This is a genomic window from Spiroplasma endosymbiont of Tricholauxania praeusta (genome assembly GCF_964019535.1).
Taxonomy (GTDB): Bacteria; Bacillota_I; Bacilli_A; order Mycoplasmatales; family VBWQ01; genus Spiroplasma_E; species Spiroplasma_E ixodetis_A.
Genome location: NZ_OZ026450.1, coordinates 759,851 through 777,603, shown reverse-complemented (window position 1 = coordinate 777,603; position 17,753 = coordinate 759,851). Strand labels below are relative to the sequence as shown.

Below are 17,753 nucleotides of genomic sequence, written 5' to 3'. Positions count from 1 at the left end.
ATGTATATATTTTTAGCCATTTTAATTGGTTTATTTACAATATTATTTTTAATTACATTGCATGAATTTGCTCATTTTGTAATTGCTAAATTATCAGGAGCATATGTATATGAATTTGCTATTGGTATGGGACCAAAACTTTTGCAGTGAGGTAAAAAAGAAACACGTTATACTTTAAGACTATTACCATTGGGTGGTTATGTTTCTATTGCTTCAGAAATTGCTGATGCTCCTAAAGGACGAGAAGATGAAGTAATTGATGGTAAACGAATGATGGAAAACTTGCAACGTGGTAAAAAAGCAGCTTTCATTAGTGCAGGTGCACTAATGAATTTATTATTAGCTTTTATTTTATTAATGATTGGATATGGAATTTATCCACATAAATATGATCCTAACTTGCCACCAACTTATGCAACAACAGGACCATTATATGAAGCAGTTAAAGAATATAATGAACATAATCCAACTTTTAAAATTTTAGATACTGATGCTATTACTAGTATTTATAATACTGGTGATATTGAATCTAAACAATCAATTAAATCATATTATGATTTAGAAGCATGATTAAGTAAATATAATAAAAAGACTACTAATGGTACAGTTATTGCTGATTATGAAATTACTTTTGATAATAAAGATGATAAAACTGTTATTTTTAAACCAGTAGAACAAAAAGGTGTACTATTCATTGGTGTTAGTCAAGGTAGTTATTATTTAAATGCAGGGCAAGTTATTAGTAATGGTATCATTGATACTTTTAAAGATAGTTACAGTCTTTTACAAGCATTAGGACAATTAGTTACTTTTCATTGACAAAATTTATCAGGACCTGTTGGTATTGTTAAATCAACTAATAGTTTTTTAAATCCTGATTTATCATCAACACAAGCAGCAAGTACATATTTTCGTTGAGCAGCATTATTATCATCTAATTTATTTTTATTAAATATGTTACCAATTCCGCCGTTGGATGGTTATAAATTTGTTGAAAATGCAGTTGAAGCGGTAACAAGAAAAAAATTAAATGAAAAATATAAAATTATTGTTAGTATTGCTGGAGCTATATTATTTTTAGTTATCTTTATTGCTATTACTATTAAAGATATATTTTTTTAATCTTTACTTTATAATAAAATCTTATTATAAATAGGATAATAAATTTGAATGAAAAAGTTTTGAGTAATTTTCTTAATTATTTATATTTTAAAAAAATAAAATAGTTACTATTTTAAGTGAACAATATTGTTCACTTTTTATTTTATTTTGAAATATACTTTATAAGTATAAAAACTAAAATTTATATCGATTATTTGCTCCTAAGAGAATTATTTTTTCTTCAACAAATTTCTGAATAGCTATCATTGCATTTTCTGTTAATGTATTAAGATTAGACAAATTAGAATTAGTTTGCAAACTTTTTTTTAGACTTTCAACGTAAATCTTTCTTAAATCACTACTAATATTAACTTTAGTAATACCAGCTTTAATTGCTAGAGTTAATTGTTCATCATTAATAGTAATATTATCATGTAATACTAAAAAAATTTCAGGCATTTTAATAGCAATTTCTTTAATTAGAGAAATTTTTAAATCTTGTCTATTATCTTGATGATGACTATTGATAGCAGCAAAATGAACAATATCTTTGGTTTTTTCAATATTTTCTTTAATTGGATAGTTACTGTAATTTAACATAACTGAACTAAAATCAGATGTAATTTTAGTTTTAATAAAGTGTGGATCAAGACAGTGGTCTAGTTGTAAAAAAATTGGTACTTTTGCACGATTAATAACATTATTAATAATAGCAAGTACATATTTTAAATCAATACAATTAATAGTGTTAGGTGTTATCATTAAACATATTGGTGCTTTTTGTTTTTCGGCTGCATTAGTAATTGCAATTAACATTTCTAAATTATCAAAGTTAAAACTTGGGATTGCGTATTTGTTAATTTGTGCATGTTTTAACATTGTTTTCAAGTTAATTTTCAATTACAATCACCTAACTTTTCTTTTTTATTTAATTATATCAATAATATTTATCATGTAAGGAATATAACATATGTTTTAAATTTTTACTTTTTTCTTTTCTTTTTTTTATTAAGTTGACGTAATATTTTTTGATAAAAATCATATAAACGATGTTCAGAAGTTTGATAACGTTTGAACATTAAGTTATTAATTCAAATATAAAAATATTGTAAACTGAAAACTAAACCAAAAACAAAAACAACGGCACTAGCAGCGATTAATCATCCATATTCGCCATTTGAATAATCAAAGAAAAAATATGGATATCATGTATCTCTTGGTGGATGACCAGTTTCTATAAAATCTAAATAACGTAAATGACCTCTAATTAGAATAACAATACAATAAATTGCTGGATAAATAACAATTAATCATAAATATATTTTATGTTGTTGTTTCATATTAATATATTGATGACCTGACGTAACAATAAAACTAGTAATCATAATTATTGGCATTAATAAGTGTAAAATTAATGTTGCAATTCAATTATAAGCACTGTATTGTTTTGGATCTTGCTCAGCAGTGAAAATACCTATTCAAAATACTAACATCGTAATAGTAATATAAACAGTTACTGCTAATCGAGTTTGAAAACTTGGTTTAGTACCACGAAAATAAGAATCAAATAAATAAACACAAAAATAAATAACAACCATATAATTACTCTCAGTAGTAAAAAAAGCATAGTAGTTACTTACTCGTTCACCATATCCTAAATGTTCAAATTTTTCCATTGGATAATATATTGCACTAATTAAATCAATAATTAAAAATAAAATTATCATTATTAATGCAGATAAACGTATATAAAAGTTGGCTTTGTTACTTAATTTATACATAATAATCCCACATCTTTTCTTTTTTCTTTGTATTATAATTCTAACATTAATTGTGTATTTTCTTCTAAATGTTCTAATACTCCTAACTCATTTAATAGTTGATAATTAGTTTTAGTAATATTAGTTCGTAGTTGTAAATCATTTTTTGAAGTAATTGCTTGTTCACTCCTTGCTTTAACAATTGAATTAGCCACAATTTCACCCAATCCATCTAAAGTAATAAATGGTGGTAAAATTTGTTTTTCACCATTTATTACTTTAACTTGAAAAAGTTTAGCATCAGAATGTTCTAAACTAATATTGCTAAATTTAATATTTCTAGCATTCATTTCTAATGCCACTTCTAATAATGGGATTAAATCTTTTTCTTTAGTAGTAACTGTATTTTTTTGACTATCATTTTTTCTTAATCTGTTATTAATATCTTTTAATTTATTAGTAATAGCACCAATACCTTGTAACATAGTTTTAATATCAAAAATTTCGCATCTTGTTGTAAAATAAGTAGCATAATATTCATGTGGATAATAAACTTTAAATCAAGCTACTCTTCATGCCATTAATACATAAGCAGTAGCGTGTGCTTTAGGAAACATATATTTAATTTTTTTGCAAGATTGAATGTATCAATTAGGAACTTTCTTTTCTTGCATTAACTTTTCATATTCTTGTTTAATGCCTTTTCCTTTACGGACATCTTCCATAATATTAAAAGCAATTTTTGCTGGTAAGCCTTGATATACTAAATAAGTCATAATATCATCACGACAACCAATTACATCTTTTAGTTTTAAACCTTGTTGTGAAATTAATTCATCAGCATTATTTAATCAAACGTCAGTACCATGTGATAAACCAGATATTTGTACTAATTCAGAAAATGAAGTAGGTAATGTATCACTTAACATTTTACGAACAAAACCAGTACCAAATTCAGGGATACCAATTGCTCCTGTTTTTTCGCCAAGTAAATCATCACTAGTAATATTTAAGGAACTTAAATTAGAAAATAATGATAAAACTTTTTCATCTTGATTAGGAATTGTTTTTGGATCAATACCAGTTAAATTTTCTAACATTTTTAATGCTGTTGGATCAACATGACCTAGAATATCTAATTTTAATAAATTATCATGAATAGCATTAAAATCAAAGTGGGTAGTTTTTCATGTAGAACTAGTATCATCAGCTGGAAAATTAATTGGTGTAAAATCATTAATATTATATTCTTTTGGTACAACAATAATACCACCAGGATGTTGACCAGTTGTTCTTTTAATTCCAACACATCCTTGACTTAGTAACTCTAGTTTTGCTGCACGCATATCTGATTGACCAATTTTTTCTGCATAAGCTTTAACATAACCATAAGCTGTTTTATTGGCAATTGTTGAAATTGTTCCGGCACGAAAAACATTTTCTTCACCAAACATTTCTTTAGTAAAATCATGAGCTTTATTTTGATATTCACCAGAAAAGTTTAAATCAATATCAGGTGTTTTATCACCATCAAATCCTAAGAATGTTTCAAAAGGAATATCATGACCATCAGTAATTAAATCAATATTGCATTGTGAACACATTTTTTTTGGTAAATCATAACCACACTTATAAGAACCATTACTAATAAATTCACTAGTTTTACATTGTGGACATAAATAGTGTGGTTGTAGTGGGTTAACCTCAGTAATGTTAGCAAAAGTAGCTACTAAAGATGAACCAACTGAGCCACGACTACCAACAAGATAACCATCTTGTAAAGATTTTTCTACTAATTTGTGTGCAATTCAATAAACAACAGCAAAACCATGAGTAATAATTGCATCTAATTCACGAGTTAAACGTTTTTCTACATATGTTGGTAATGGATTACCGTAACGATTTCATGCTTGTTCATAACAAAGATTACGTAATTTAGTATCAACATTAACAATACTTGGTGTAAATAAGCCATCTTTGATTGGTTTAATCATTTCAAATTGTTTAGCTAATTGCAAAGGATTATTAATAACAATATCATTAATTAAATTAGGGTCATCTAAAAAATTAAATTCTGTTAACATTTGATTAGTAGTTCTTAAATGTTGATCAGGATATGATGTAACTTTACCTTTACGATCAAATAATGGGTGCAATAAACCACCAATTGCTTTGCTATTAATAATAACATCACGATACATTTTTTCATGGGGATGTAAATAGTGGGCATCGCTAGTAGCAATTACTAATTTATTTAATTTAAGGGCATTATTAATAATTTTTTTAATAGTATCATGTAATTGTTCTTTAGTAATATTTCCTAACTGTATTAAGTGTTTATAAACAGCAGGTGGTTGGATTTCAATAAAATCAAATCACTTCATTATTTTAATTAGTTCTTCTTCACTTTTATTTAATGCTGTTTCAAAAACAGCACCATTTATACAACTACTACCAATTAATAATTCTTTTCTATTTTCATTAATTGCTTCTGATATGATTTTTGGTGTTTTATAAAAATACTTTGTATGAGATAGTGAAACTAATTGATATAAATCTTTTAAACCTAATTGATTTTTTGCAAAAATAGTAATATGTTCACCACGAAGTTTATAATTAATTTGTTCATTAATTAAGTTATTAATTTCTTGTAAATTAATACAATTAAATTCTGTTTTTAATTGTTGTAACATTTTTAAAAATACTTGTGCTAATACATTAGCATCATAATCAGCACGGTGAGCAATTTCATCATCATATTTAATGCCATAAGTACGACAAATAGTACCTAATCGATAATATTTTAGTTGTGGTAGAATTGCTCTAGATAATTGCAAAGTATCAATGACAGGATTATTTAAAGGCATGAAACCCAATTGTTTCATTGCTGCTTGTAAAAAACCAAAGTCAAAGTTAGCATTATGAGCAACTATTGTTTTATTACCAATTATTTCAATAATTGTTGGCAATATTTGTTGTAATGTTTGTTTATCTTTTAGCATAACATTGGTAATACTAGTAAGTTCAGTAATATGTTCAGGTACGGGATTATTTGGTTTAATTAAAATTGTATCTTGTTTTAAAATCATATTGTCTTTAACAATTGTATAACCAAATTCAATAATTTCGTGATAATTGGTTGATAAACCAGTTGTTTCTAAGTCAAGAACAATGTATTCTAAATCTAATAATGATGTATTAATATTATTTTTAGTAATACTAATATTATTGGGGATTAAATCCATTTCAACACCATACATTACTTTTAAGTTTGGATGTTTTTTAGCAGCATTAGCAATATCTGGGTATGCTTGTACATTTAAGTGATCAGTAAAACCAATTGCTTGGTGTCCTCATTTAGCTACTTGATTGATATAATCACTTGCTGAAGTAATACCATCCATAGCACTCATTTTAGTATGAGTATGAAATTCAATTCTTTTAGTTTTAGCATCATCATTATTGTTAGCATTTTTATTATTTAAATCGATAATTAAATCATCAATTCATAGTACTTGTTCTTTACTATAATTATCATAACGACTATTAGCATTAATTTTTATTCAATCATCAACTTTAATATTATCAAATTTCTCATCTGGTTGATCGCTATTAATAAATGCTTTGCAAGTAATTGCATCGCTATAATCAGTAATTCAAAATGAATAAAATCATTTTTGAGTTTTGGTTAAAAATTTATTAATTTTAAAAACTTTACCACTAATAATAATATTGGGTTCGTCGCCAATGATATCTTTAATGCTATGAGTTGGGTCTGTTATTTCTAAATTAACTTTTGCTTTTTTGCGATAAGTAGTGGTACTAAAATTTTTACTTACATTATTTTTAGTAATTTTAGTTTTTAAATTGTTGGTAATTTTGCTAATTTCTGTTTTAGATTCATTTTCATAACTAATAAATGGTTGCTCTGCTTTATTTATTTTAGTTTTTAATTGAATTTTTTTAAAACCATATTGTTGAAAGTAATTAATAAATTGTAAAAATTCATTAGTTATTAATTTCTCTTCAATACTATTATGAATAGTAATGGTAATAATATTATTTTTATAATTAATTGCTGAGTCGGGTAAAGAATAATAAATGCCAGCTAATAGTTGCAATTTATGAGTTTTAATATAATGAAAATATGTTAATACAGTTGATTCATCAGCAGTAAGAGAAACATTAAAATCGACACTAATATTCGAAACAGGTAATTTTTCAAAATGTTGTTCAAAACTTTTTAAAGTAGTAGTTGTTAGAAAATTAGGTAAATTGATGGTAATTATTACTTGTTGATTATGATGAAAATATTGTACTTTTTTAATAGTGGCATGATTAAATTCATTATTAACATCATTAAAATCCATTTCATGGAAAAGTTTTTGCAAATCTTGGTTCATATATTTTTCCCTCTCTTAATACTAAATAATTAACAATAATAACTATATTTTAATTAAAATATATTAAATCATTATTCTAATGTTTAATCAAATTTCATATTTTAATTATAACTTAATTAAAATTCTTATTCTTATTCTTATATAAAAAAAGTATGAAATTTTAGTTATAAAAAAATAAAAACAAAATAATTTAATTACAATAAAAAGTAATGCCTAAATATTAGGCATTACTTTTTAACATGAAGGTGTTATTGGATTATTTGTTTTAGGTAATGTTTCGGTTTCAAAAATATCATTTATATTATTCACATTAAAATTTGAATTTAATTGTTGATTTCTTGTTTGTATAGATGGTTTATTAAAAGATTTTTTTTATTCTTTTGTAAAAACTTGAATTTGTTTTTTGGTAAATGCTGCCTTTTGATTAGAAGTAAATCATTCTAATTGTTTTGGAGTTAATGATTCAATTTGAAATTTAAATTCATAAAAATCATATTCTATTGTTAATTGATTATTAATTGTTTTTAATGCTTTTCTTATTCCTTTTTCTAGTAGTGAAAACTTATTATAACTGAAATTTTTTATTTGTTCTGTTGTAAATGCTTGTATTTGTATTTTTGTAAGTGCTTTCATTTGTTTTTTTGAAAAAGCATAAAGCAGTAAATTATTTTTTGTAAATAAGGGAATTAAGTTGGAATTAATTGTTGAAACTTGATATGGGCTTAATAGTTGCAATAATTGTCTTCAAATTGGTAACCCATTATTATCATTTGCTTTAATGATACTTAAAATAAATTTATCAATTTCTTGTTTATTGACAGTGTTTGTAAATGATTGTATTTGTGTTTTAGTAAGTCCTTTAAGTTCTGCTTTGCTAAATAATATTTGATTTTCTGTAGGCATATCTTTTAATCTTTGTCCTTTTCATTTAAATTTAATTTAATAAAAATCCTAATATAGAAATTATTTCTATATTAGGTATGAATATTTATTAAATTATAAAATAATTATAATATAAATTAATTATTTTTGTTATATTATGCATTTTATGAATTATAATTTAATATTTTTTAAATGAATATGTAATTTGTTTTTTTAGATAGAAGTTACTGTTAAACTTCTGGTTCTCATAACTGGTTCTTTTGATGAATTTGCTAGTTCATTAGATACTTTAATGTAATCAGGAGTAATATTTGCTTTTGATACTTTTTTTGTAGAAACAAAACCACTTAATCTTAAAAATTCGTTAAATCGTGATTCTTTAATGTCATTAGGATTAACATTTTCTTTTGATACTCTTACTGTGGGGATAGTAGGATTTGTTCTTAAAAATTTGTTAATTCTTGATTCTTTTCTTCCAAAATTTGTAGTAGTAGCCATTCCACCAGCTATTAAAGTTGTACCAACAGCAATTGTACCAATAGCAACTGGTAATAATGAAGCACCACCAGTCATAGGTGCTGCAGCAACACAAGCTGTTGTTATTCCTGCAGTTGTTGTTAATGTTCCTGTAGTTATTGTGACACCAGCAATTACTTTTCTTTTTGTACTTATTTCACTAGGCATAATACTTTTCTTCCTTTTCTTTTTCAATATTTAATTTAATAAAAATCCTAATATAGAAATAATTTCTATATTAGGAATGAACAATTATTAAATTACAAAAAATATTATAATATAAAAAAATGAAAATATTTTATTTTTTTTAAAAAAAATATTACTTAAAGGTACATAATGAAATATCAAAATAATATTAAATATATTATTATTATTATTTTATTGAAAAGTAGCCAATTAATAATTGCATTTTTTAATCAAACAAGTTAAGATTACTTATGGTAAATGTTATGCCCACGTAGCTCAGTGGATAGAGCACCGCCCTTCTAAGGCGGGGGTCAGAAGTTCGAATCTTCTCGTGGGCGCCATTAAATTTTAAAATACTAAGAAGGTTTAACTAAATAATGATAAATCATGACAATTATTATCAAGACATTATTGGTAAAATTAACCACCTCATTAGTGAAAATAAATGAGATCAAGCAATGAAGTTGGTCAAACATGAATTAGAGATGCCTTATATTCCTATTCATCATGAAGTTACATTACAAGAGTTACATCATAATATTACTACTCATATTAGATTAAATAGTAAAAATGAAAGTCATGAGTGAAATTTAGAGAGAATAAGTCATGTATTAATGAATCCATTTGATGAAGATCTTCATCCGGTGGCATTTTATTATTTACAAAGTCATAATGCTAGGTTAATTTTGCCAACAATTAAGATTTATCTTACAAATAAAAATATAAATAATATAAATAAAACACAACTATTATTTATATTAAATAATCAAGGTATTGATGAAGAAATAGAAGTAATAAAAGGTCATGATACATTTAAAATTAATCCAAAAAAAATAACACAATGACAAGAATCACTCGTTTATTTAAAGATTACAAAAATATTTGAAGATGAAGTTCATATTGATAATCCAGGTATTTATGGTATTTGCTTGTTTTTATTGGATAGTTATTTTGAGAATTTGTTTCCAACATTACCTAATAAAAATCAAGCAGCAGCATTAGCAGCTGCTTTGTATATTCGTGCTTGTAGTTTCCAATTTATTAGTGTAAAATTGGTAGAAAGTGCTAACAAATTTAAAACTACTACTACTACTTTAATAAAAAAATACTTAAGTATTATGATTCAACAACAAATTACATAAGGAGAGATTTGAAAAATGACATTAAATATTATAAAAGATGAAAAAAATGGTCTTGGAAAATGACATGTTACCATTGATGCTAAAACTTGAAAAGATCAATTGGCAAAAGCTGAAAATAAATTGATTGCACAAGTAGAAATTCCTGGATTTCGTAAAGGAAAAGTTCCTACTAAAATGGCTAAAAAACATGTAACTGAAGAACAAACTTTACAAACAGCAACTAAAGCAGTTATTACTATTGCTTATGATTTTGCCTTAAAACAAAAACCTAACTTAATGCCTACTAATCAACCCGAAGTTAATGTGGAAAAATCTACTATTAAAGAGTGTGAAATAATGTTTGTATTTGATTTACCAGCAGAAATTACTATTGGTAAATATCGTGGTATTGATATAGTAAAACCTGTAGCAACTGTTAATCAAGAAGAAATTGATACTCAAATTAAACTATTACAAGATCGTTTTGCTATTTTTAATCCAAAAGAAAAAGGAAAATTGGAAAAAGGTGATACTGCAGTTTTTAATTTTACTGGTTTTTTAGAAGGTAAAAAATTCCCTGGCGGTGAAGCTAAAAACATGGAATTAGAAATTGGTTCTGGTAAATTTATTCCTGGTTTTGAAGAAGGAATGATCGGTATGGAACCTAAATCTAAAAAAACTATTGAAGTAACTTTCCCAGAAGATTATCATGTTCCAAATTTAAAAGGTCAATTAGTACAATTTGAAATTGAATTAAACGAAATAAAAACAAAAGTTATTAATGAAGATTTAGAAGAATTAGTAAAAGATGTTAACATTCCAGATGTTACTACTACTGAACAATTATTAGAAAATATTAAAAAACAAATTGAAGTACAAAAAACAATGACAATTAAGGAACAATTTATGGAAGAACTTATTGCTAAAATTGTTAAAGATTCAAAAATAATAATTCCAAATTTTGCTGTTAAAAATGAAACTGAACGTTTAGAAAATGAATTTAAAAAACAATTAGCTAATCAAAACTTTACAATTGAAAACTATATGGCAGCAACCGGTTTATCTCATGAAGAAATTATTAATGAAATAAAAAAGGATGCAATTATGCAACTTCAGAATTTTTTAGTTATTGAAGAAATTATTAAACAAGAAAAAATAGAAATTACCGAAGAAGAAGTTCAAAAACAATTAACAACATTTGCCGACCAATTTAAAATAAGCATTGAAGAAGTTAAAGCAAATATTAAAGATTTAAGTTTAGTGACTACTACCCTAAAACGTAATAAAGCCTTTGATTTATTATGAGAAAGTAACGGTAAAAACCAAAAGCAAACAACAAGTGCTTAATTAATTTAATTTGATAATTATTATATAACCTAATTACCAATTTAATAATTAGGTTATTTTATCGTTTATTTTTTTTCAAAAAGTAAAAATTATCAAAAAAAAAATAAATGTAATAAAATAATACTAGTATAAATTAAATATGAATTAATAAGTGCTGCTGTAATAGTATAGTATAAATCAAAAATTAGATATTTTAGCAATTAAGTATTGCAAGTGCTAATGTTTTATATTATAATCCAATTAATACATTATTTGAGGTGAGACAATGAAGATAAAAAATATTACTAATATTCCAGTACTAGTAACAAGAGGAAGTTTTGTTTTCCCAACAGTTGAAATAGAACTAGAAGTTGGCAGACATAAATCAGTAGCGGCAATTAATGAATCGGTAGCTAAGTTTAATTCAGAAATTATTTTAGTTTCGCAAAAGGATCCAAAAGTAGATAATCCTCAATTAAGTGAAGTCTACAATCATGGTACTTTGTGTAAAGTGCAAATTCAAAAAAGTCATAATGATGGTACACTTACCGTATCTTTTTATGGACAACAAAGAGTTAAAGTTTCTAAGTTTTATGATGATAAATTTTATACAGGAGATGCTGAAACTTTAGTTAGTCCTAATGTTTCAAAATCATTAGAAGAAGAGTTGATCCAAAGAATTGTAAATAATTTACAACAGATTTTAGATGTTCATGGTTCAATTCCACAAGGTGTAATTAGTCAAATCACCGATGGAATGAAAGCTAGTGAAATTATTGATAAAATGGCTCAATTTTTACCATTTTTAACTATCAATAAACGCCAAGAAATTTTACAAGAAATTGATATTAATAAACGTTTAGATTTATTATTGAAAGATGTTGGTGGTCAAAAACAAGTTGGTGCTATTGAAAAGGATTTAACAGCTAAAATTAAAGATCGTATTGATGAACAACAACGTGAATATTATTTACGAGAAAGATTGCGTGCTATTAAAGAAGAATTAGGCGAAATTGATGGTAAGTCTAATGAAATGAAACGTTATTTAGAACGTTTAGAAACAGAAGAGTTTCCTGAAGCAATCAAAACTCGTGTTAAAGAAGAAATTAGTCGTTATGAAGATATGCCACAAGCTTCAAGTGAATCAAATATAATTCGTACATACATTGATTGAATGATGACTTTACCTTGATTTCAAAAAAGTGAAGAAAAATTTGATTTAATTAATGCAAAAAAAATTCTTGATAAATATCACTATGGTTTAGAAAAAGTTAAAGAAAGAATTATTGAATATCTTGCTGTTAAAAAAATGGCTAAGGCAATGCCAGGGCAAATTATTTGTTTAGTTGGTCCTCCTGGTGTTGGTAAGACTTCTTTAGCTAAATCAATTGCTGAAGCGATGGGGCGTACTTTCGTTAAAGTTTCACTTGGTGGAGTTAAAGATGAATCTGAAATTCGTGGTCATCGTAAAACTTATATTGGTGCGATGCCAGGAAGAATTATCCAAGGTATGAAACGTGCTAAAGTTATTAATCCATTATTTTTATTAGATGAAATTGATAAAATGTCATCTGATTATCGTGGTGATCCAGCTAGTGCTATGTTAGAAGTATTAGATCCTGAACAAAATGCTAATTTTTCAGATCATTATATTGAAGAAAATTATGATTTATCACAAGTTATGTTTCTAGCAACAGCTAATTATATGGAAGGTATCCCTGAACCATTAAAAGATCGAATGGAAATTATTGAGCTTTCTTCATATACAGAATTAGAAAAACTTGAAATTGCAAAAAAATATTTAATTCCTCGTGTTATTGAAATTACTGGTTTAAATAATAAAATGTTAAAATTTAAACCAAATTCAATTGAAGAAATAATTAAATATTATACAAGAGAATCAGGTGTTCGACAATTAAAAAGATTATTAAATAAAATTGCTCGTAAATTTATTGTTAAACTTTTGAATAAAAAAATTAGTACTGAAGAAATTGTTGCTGATAATGTTAAAGATTATTTAGGAAAACAAATTTTCGATTATACTAAAAAAGAAAATGAATCACAAATTGGAGTGGTAACTGGTCTTGCTTATACTCAATATGGTGGTGATATCTTACCAATTGAAGTAAACTACTTTAAAGGAAAAGGTAATTTAGTATTAACTGGTAAATTAGGTGAAGTTATGAAAGAATCTGCTACTATTGCTTTAGATTATATTAAAGCAAATGCTATTACTTTCAATATTCCTGATACTTTCTTTGCAGAACATGATATTCATATCCATGTTCCTGAAGGAGCAGTGCCAAAGGATGGTCCAAGTGCTGGTATTACTTTAACAACTGCAATTATTTCTGCTCTGACAAGTAGACCTGTATCAAAAGATATTGGTATGACAGGTGAAATTACACTTCGTGGTCATGTATTACCAATTGGTGGATTAAAAGAAAAATCAATTTCTGCTCATCGTAGTGGACTAAAAACAATTTTAATTCCAAAAGCTAATATAAAAGACTTAGAAGATATTCCAGAAGAAGTAAAGAAAAAATTAAATATTGTTTCAGTTGAATTTTATTTTGAAGTATATGATTTTATTTTTAATAAACATAAAGCAAAAATTCACTCACCTATTAATAATATTAAACCAACTTCAAGTATTATTGATGAAGGTTAAAATCTAATTAAATTATTAATAACTATAACTTTAAAAAAGTAAATACTAAAAACAAGTATTTACTTTTTTTATATAAAATTTTTTTATATTTGTGATAAATTTGATTTGTTTTTATTTGTTACAGAAAAATTAATTTCCGAATTTACACTTTTAATTATATTTTTTTTGTTAATTCGTAATATTAGTTCATTTATTTTTACTAAATTTTGTTGTTTAATTTCTTTGATTTTTGTTAAAATAGTTATTTTTGTTTCTATTTTTTTATTTCAATTAAATAATCCAATAGTAAGTATTTTCATTATTTTATTTATTTTTTTATTATTTAATTTTTTTGATAGGTTATTTATTGAATTTATAAAATTATTTTCTAATTTTTTTAAGGATTCTAAAGTTTTTATTTTTTTATTTAAAAATTGATAATGATTTTGAGTATTTTTTTTATTATTTTCTCAAAAGTCAAAAATATCATTGTAATCTTTACTATAAGTTTCAATCGGAAAATGTAAATAAAGATTAATAATATGATAATTATTTGCTATAAAGTTAACTTCTCTTTCTAAATCATTAATATCCATTTTTTAATGTCTCCTCTCTTTTAAAAAATAAAAAAACCCTTTACTTTTAAAATAAAGTAATGAGTTAAAACTTTGATCAAGTTTGTTTTTATATTATATATTATTTTAATTTTATAATTGAAAAATTAAATTATAAATAGTAAAAGTGTTGGAGAGATTGTCAAAAATCCGGAATAAATTAATTCACTTATTATTATGTTAGACAAGAAATAATTTGGATTTTTATGAAATTGTACATTCATCTTACTATTTTTTAAAAGATATTACAACTAAAATACTTATAATTAAGTTTAGTAAGTGCTAAACTTATGGAATAAAGTTAAGGAGAATTTAAAAATGAAAATTAAAACACTTAAAAAATTACAGTTATTAACTGTATCATTATTTATTTTAACTATTTTAACTTTAATTATAGGATTGTGATTAATAGGTTTATTTCATGGAAAAGAAGTAGTAATCTCGAAAGATATTTCTTTACATAAAATTTTAAAAAAAATATTTAAATATAATGGTTTTATATTATGAAGTAAATATAGTTTATATTATATTCTAAGTAATAATAACATTTCTCTTAAAAATTTTGGAAACTATTATACTGTTCATAATTATTATCATTATTCTTTATTACAATTTAAAATTGGAATTATTTTTTGTGAGATTTTAGTACCAATTTTAATATTTATAACTATATTTTTAATTTTAAGAATAGTTTATTTAAAAATAAAAATTAAAAATAAAAATTTTTGAGACTTTATTGCAAATTGTGAAATAATCAATAATTATTACATTCATTAAAACTATGTTTCTAAATTTATCTTATTACATTTAAAAATAACCATTTTAATATAAATTAAAATATTATATGTTCTATTACCAAGCATTTCTTTTAAAACATGTCAAATATTTGTTTCAGTAAAACAACCTATATTTCACTTTGCACCTTGATTTTCAATACCTTGTTTATTATTTTTAAAATACTGTTTCTTTAATTTTTTATGATTATCTAATTTTATATATAAATAGTTAATTAATTGTTCATATTGACCATTATTAATTAAATTTTTACAGTGATTATATTCTTCTAAATATTTTTCTTTATTTCCAGCCATTATTCCAAGATATAGTGTTCTAATTAAATGAAATTTATCTAAAACAAACTGTGCACCTAGATAATCAGCAACTTCTTTAATTCATCCTGCACTATCACCACAAATAATAATTTTTGCTTGTTCAATATTTTCATAAAATTTTTGACAATGTTCTTTAACAAATTCAGCACTTTTTTTAACTCCAATTGGAGTTCTTGTTTTTCTTATAATTGCTTTTATTCTTTTATTTTGTACTTTATGATTAATATTATCTGTATATGTTACTATTAATCTCATAGAGTGTTTTGTACCTTTACGTTTAAAATCTCAAAATTTTCGATGTCCATCATCAATTGCTACAAAAATAGGTTAATTTTTTTCCAATTTTACTTTTACTGGATTTGCTTCATTTATTTCTAAATTTTTAAAAACTCTATGAACAGTACTAACACTAATACCTGCTTTTTTACAAATAGCACAAATATCACGATATCTTTTTCCATCAGCAAAATTTTCAATAATAGTGTCTTCAATATCTTCACCAATTCTTTTATATTTAGGTAATTGTAGTATTTCATCAACTAAACAAACACGAATTCATTTTTGTAATTCTTCATCAAAATATTCATAAATTCTTCTTTTATAAGTTACCATTCCATATAATGTTTTTCTAGTTCGATATTGATAGTCAACATGGATGGGTTACACTTTATTGGACACTAATTACGTAGACAAGTTCACAAATTAGTTAAAAGAAAGGAAAATAATTATGGCCAATATTAACTCATATTCAGATGAATTTAAAAAACAAATAGTAGCTTTATATCAAAGTGGCAAGTCAGTATCTTGTCTTGTTAAAGAATATAACGTTACAAGAGCGGCTACTTATAAATGAATTAAGCAATTTACTAATTCAGGCAGTTTTAAAACCAAAGATAATCTTTCTGATTTAGAAAAACAATTAATTCAAGCAAATAAAGAATTAAAACAATTACGAATGGAAAATGATATTTTAAAGCAAGCAGCACTAATAATAGGCAGAAAATAGAAATTATTGCAAATAATAAATCTAAATATAAAATTCGCACAATGTGTCGTTTTTTAAAACTCTCTAAATCAACATATTATTTTAATTTAAAGAAAAAAAATAAAAATCAAAATAATATTTATGATGAAGCTGTTATTAGTGCTTTTAAAGAAAATAAAGAAGTTTATGGTACTAGAAGATTAAAAGTCATACTAGCAAACCAAGAAATTTATTTATCACGCAGAAAAATTAAACAAATTATGAATAAGCATAATTTAATATCAAAATACACTAAATTATCATTCAAAAATCATCATAATAAAGTCAATGATAGTCAAATTACCAATCTTGTTAATAGAAACTTTAATAATAAAATTAAAAATGAAGTTATTGTTAGTGATTTAACTTATGTTCAAGTTAATGGTAAGTGAAACTATATTTGCTTATTAATAGACCTATTTAACCGCGAAATTATTGGACATAGTGTAGGTACTAAAAAAGATGCATCATTAGTATATCAAGCATTTATGCACTCAAATCGCTGTTTAAAAGATATTGAAATATTTCATAGCGATCGCGGTAACGAATTTAATAATAAAACTATTGATAAACTTTTATTAGCATTCAACATAACTCGATCTTTAAGCAAAAAAGGCTGTCCTTATGACAATGCTGTTGCTGAAGCAACTTTTAAAACTTTCAAAACTGAATTTATTAATGATAAAAATTTTACATCATTAATCAAATTAAAATTAGAATTATTTGATTATATCAATTGATACAACAACATAAGAATTCACAGCACCTTAAACTACCTAACTCCAGTTAATTATCAAAAACAAGTGTCTACCAAAAAACAGTCCTAAAAAGGGTTGCCATTCCACAGTTTAATTAGCCCTATTTTAAATTCAATATCATCACTGTCTGGTATGCAAATCGTTCCTCTTTTAGTTAAATATTCTTTATTCATATTTATGCCTCCTACTTAACCTAATATTTAAAATACAGTCATAACAAATCGCTTTACTATTTTTATCTCTTAAAAAATATTTTCTTGTTTTTATATCATTAGTATTAAAGAATAAATAATCTAATTT

At 24.4% G+C, this 17,753-nt stretch carries 14 protein-coding genes and 1 tRNA gene; 7 read left to right on the top strand and 8 right to left on the bottom strand.

Annotated features, from left to right (window positions below; all coding sequences use genetic code 4):
- Positions 1 to 1,122: a site-2 protease family protein gene (locus AACK96_RS04180; RefSeq protein WP_338973360.1), complete on the top strand. Its 1,122-nt coding sequence runs from the start codon at positions 1 to 3 to the stop codon at positions 1,120 to 1,122.
- A gap of 174 nt (positions 1,123 to 1,296) precedes the next feature.
- Here the strand turns inward: AACK96_RS04180 and AACK96_RS04175 are convergent, their stop codons facing one another.
- The 5 genes from AACK96_RS04175 to AACK96_RS04155 form a co-directional block, all read right to left on the bottom strand.
- A complete protein-coding gene (locus AACK96_RS04175; protein ID WP_338973358.1) occupies positions 1,297 to 2,001 on the bottom strand; it encodes a class II fructose-bisphosphate aldolase in 705 nt (234 codons plus the stop codon).
- An 83-nt stretch (positions 2,002 to 2,084) separates the two neighbouring features.
- Positions 2,085 to 2,882, bottom strand: coding sequence for a Pr6Pr family membrane protein (locus AACK96_RS04170; RefSeq protein ID WP_338973355.1), 798 nt, complete (start codon positions 2,880 to 2,882; stop codon positions 2,085 to 2,087).
- Between the two features lie 32 nt (positions 2,883 to 2,914).
- Complete coding sequence (locus tag AACK96_RS04165; RefSeq protein WP_338973352.1) at positions 2,915 to 7,264, bottom strand: PolC-type DNA polymerase III; 4,350 nt, start codon at positions 7,262 to 7,264, stop codon at positions 2,915 to 2,917.
- Positions 7,265 to 7,636: 372 nt separating this feature from the next.
- On the bottom strand, positions 7,637 to 8,167 hold the full coding sequence (locus tag AACK96_RS04160; RefSeq protein ID WP_338973349.1) for a hypothetical protein: 531 nt from the start codon (positions 8,165 to 8,167) through the stop codon (positions 7,637 to 7,639).
- 192 nt (positions 8,168 to 8,359) lie between these two features.
- Positions 8,360 to 8,830 (bottom strand): hypothetical protein, encoded by a 471-nt coding sequence (locus AACK96_RS04155; RefSeq protein WP_338973346.1) that lies wholly within the window; start codon positions 8,828 to 8,830, stop codon positions 8,360 to 8,362.
- A 283-nt stretch (positions 8,831 to 9,113) separates the two neighbouring features.
- On the opposite strand from AACK96_RS04155, the gene AACK96_RS04150 reads away from it, so the two are divergent.
- The 4 genes from AACK96_RS04150 (at position 9,114) to lon (ending at position 13,966) form a co-directional block, all read left to right on the top strand.
- Positions 9,114 to 9,189 (top strand) — tRNA-Arg (locus AACK96_RS04150).
- A gap of 36 nt (positions 9,190 to 9,225) precedes the next feature.
- Complete coding sequence (locus AACK96_RS04145; RefSeq protein ID WP_338973343.1) at positions 9,226 to 9,990, top strand: DUF3196 family protein; 765 nt, start codon at positions 9,226 to 9,228, stop codon at positions 9,988 to 9,990.
- 15 nt (positions 9,991 to 10,005) lie between these two features.
- The gene (gene tig / locus AACK96_RS04140; RefSeq protein WP_338973340.1) at positions 10,006 to 11,316 is read left to right on the top strand and encodes a trigger factor; all 1,311 of its coding nucleotides are present in this window, start codon (positions 10,006 to 10,008) and stop codon (positions 11,314 to 11,316) included.
- Between the two features lie 265 nt (positions 11,317 to 11,581).
- Positions 11,582 to 13,966, top strand: coding sequence for an endopeptidase La (gene lon / locus AACK96_RS04135; RefSeq protein WP_338973337.1), 2,385 nt, complete (start codon positions 11,582 to 11,584; stop codon positions 13,964 to 13,966).
- Between the two features lie 83 nt (positions 13,967 to 14,049).
- Here lon and AACK96_RS04130 read toward each other — a convergent pair whose 3' ends face one another.
- The gene (locus tag AACK96_RS04130; RefSeq protein WP_338973334.1) at positions 14,050 to 14,541 is read right to left on the bottom strand and encodes a hypothetical protein; all 492 of its coding nucleotides are present in this window, start codon (positions 14,539 to 14,541) and stop codon (positions 14,050 to 14,052) included.
- Between the two features lie 336 nt (positions 14,542 to 14,877).
- Here AACK96_RS04130 and AACK96_RS04125 point away from each other — a divergent pair, with 336 nt between their 5' ends.
- Positions 14,878 to 15,336 (top strand): hypothetical protein, encoded by a 459-nt coding sequence (locus AACK96_RS04125; RefSeq protein WP_338973331.1) that lies wholly within the window; start codon positions 14,878 to 14,880, stop codon positions 15,334 to 15,336.
- A 2-nt stretch (positions 15,337 to 15,338) separates the two neighbouring features.
- Here AACK96_RS04125 and AACK96_RS04120 read toward each other — a convergent pair whose 3' ends face one another.
- Together AACK96_RS04120 and AACK96_RS04115 are read right to left on the bottom strand one after the other, a co-directional pair.
- A complete protein-coding gene (locus AACK96_RS04120; protein WP_338973329.1) occupies positions 15,339 to 15,926 on the bottom strand; it encodes an Mbov_0401 family ICE element transposase-like protein in 588 nt (195 codons plus the stop codon).
- Positions 15,927 to 15,998: 72 nt separating this feature from the next.
- A complete protein-coding gene (locus tag AACK96_RS04115; RefSeq protein ID WP_338975143.1) occupies positions 15,999 to 16,328 on the bottom strand; it encodes a UPF0236 family transposase-like protein in 330 nt (109 codons plus the stop codon).
- Positions 16,329 to 16,398: 70 nt separating this feature from the next.
- Here AACK96_RS04115 and AACK96_RS04110 point away from each other — a divergent pair.
- Positions 16,399 to 17,522 (top strand): IS3 family transposase gene (locus tag AACK96_RS04110; protein ID WP_338973306.1). Its coding sequence is split into 2 segments (ribosomal slippage): positions 16,399 to 16,642 and positions 16,642 to 17,522, totalling 1,125 coding nucleotides; the frame shifts between segments, so codons are not numbered across the junction.
- Positions 17,523 to 17,753: the final 231 nt, after the last annotated feature.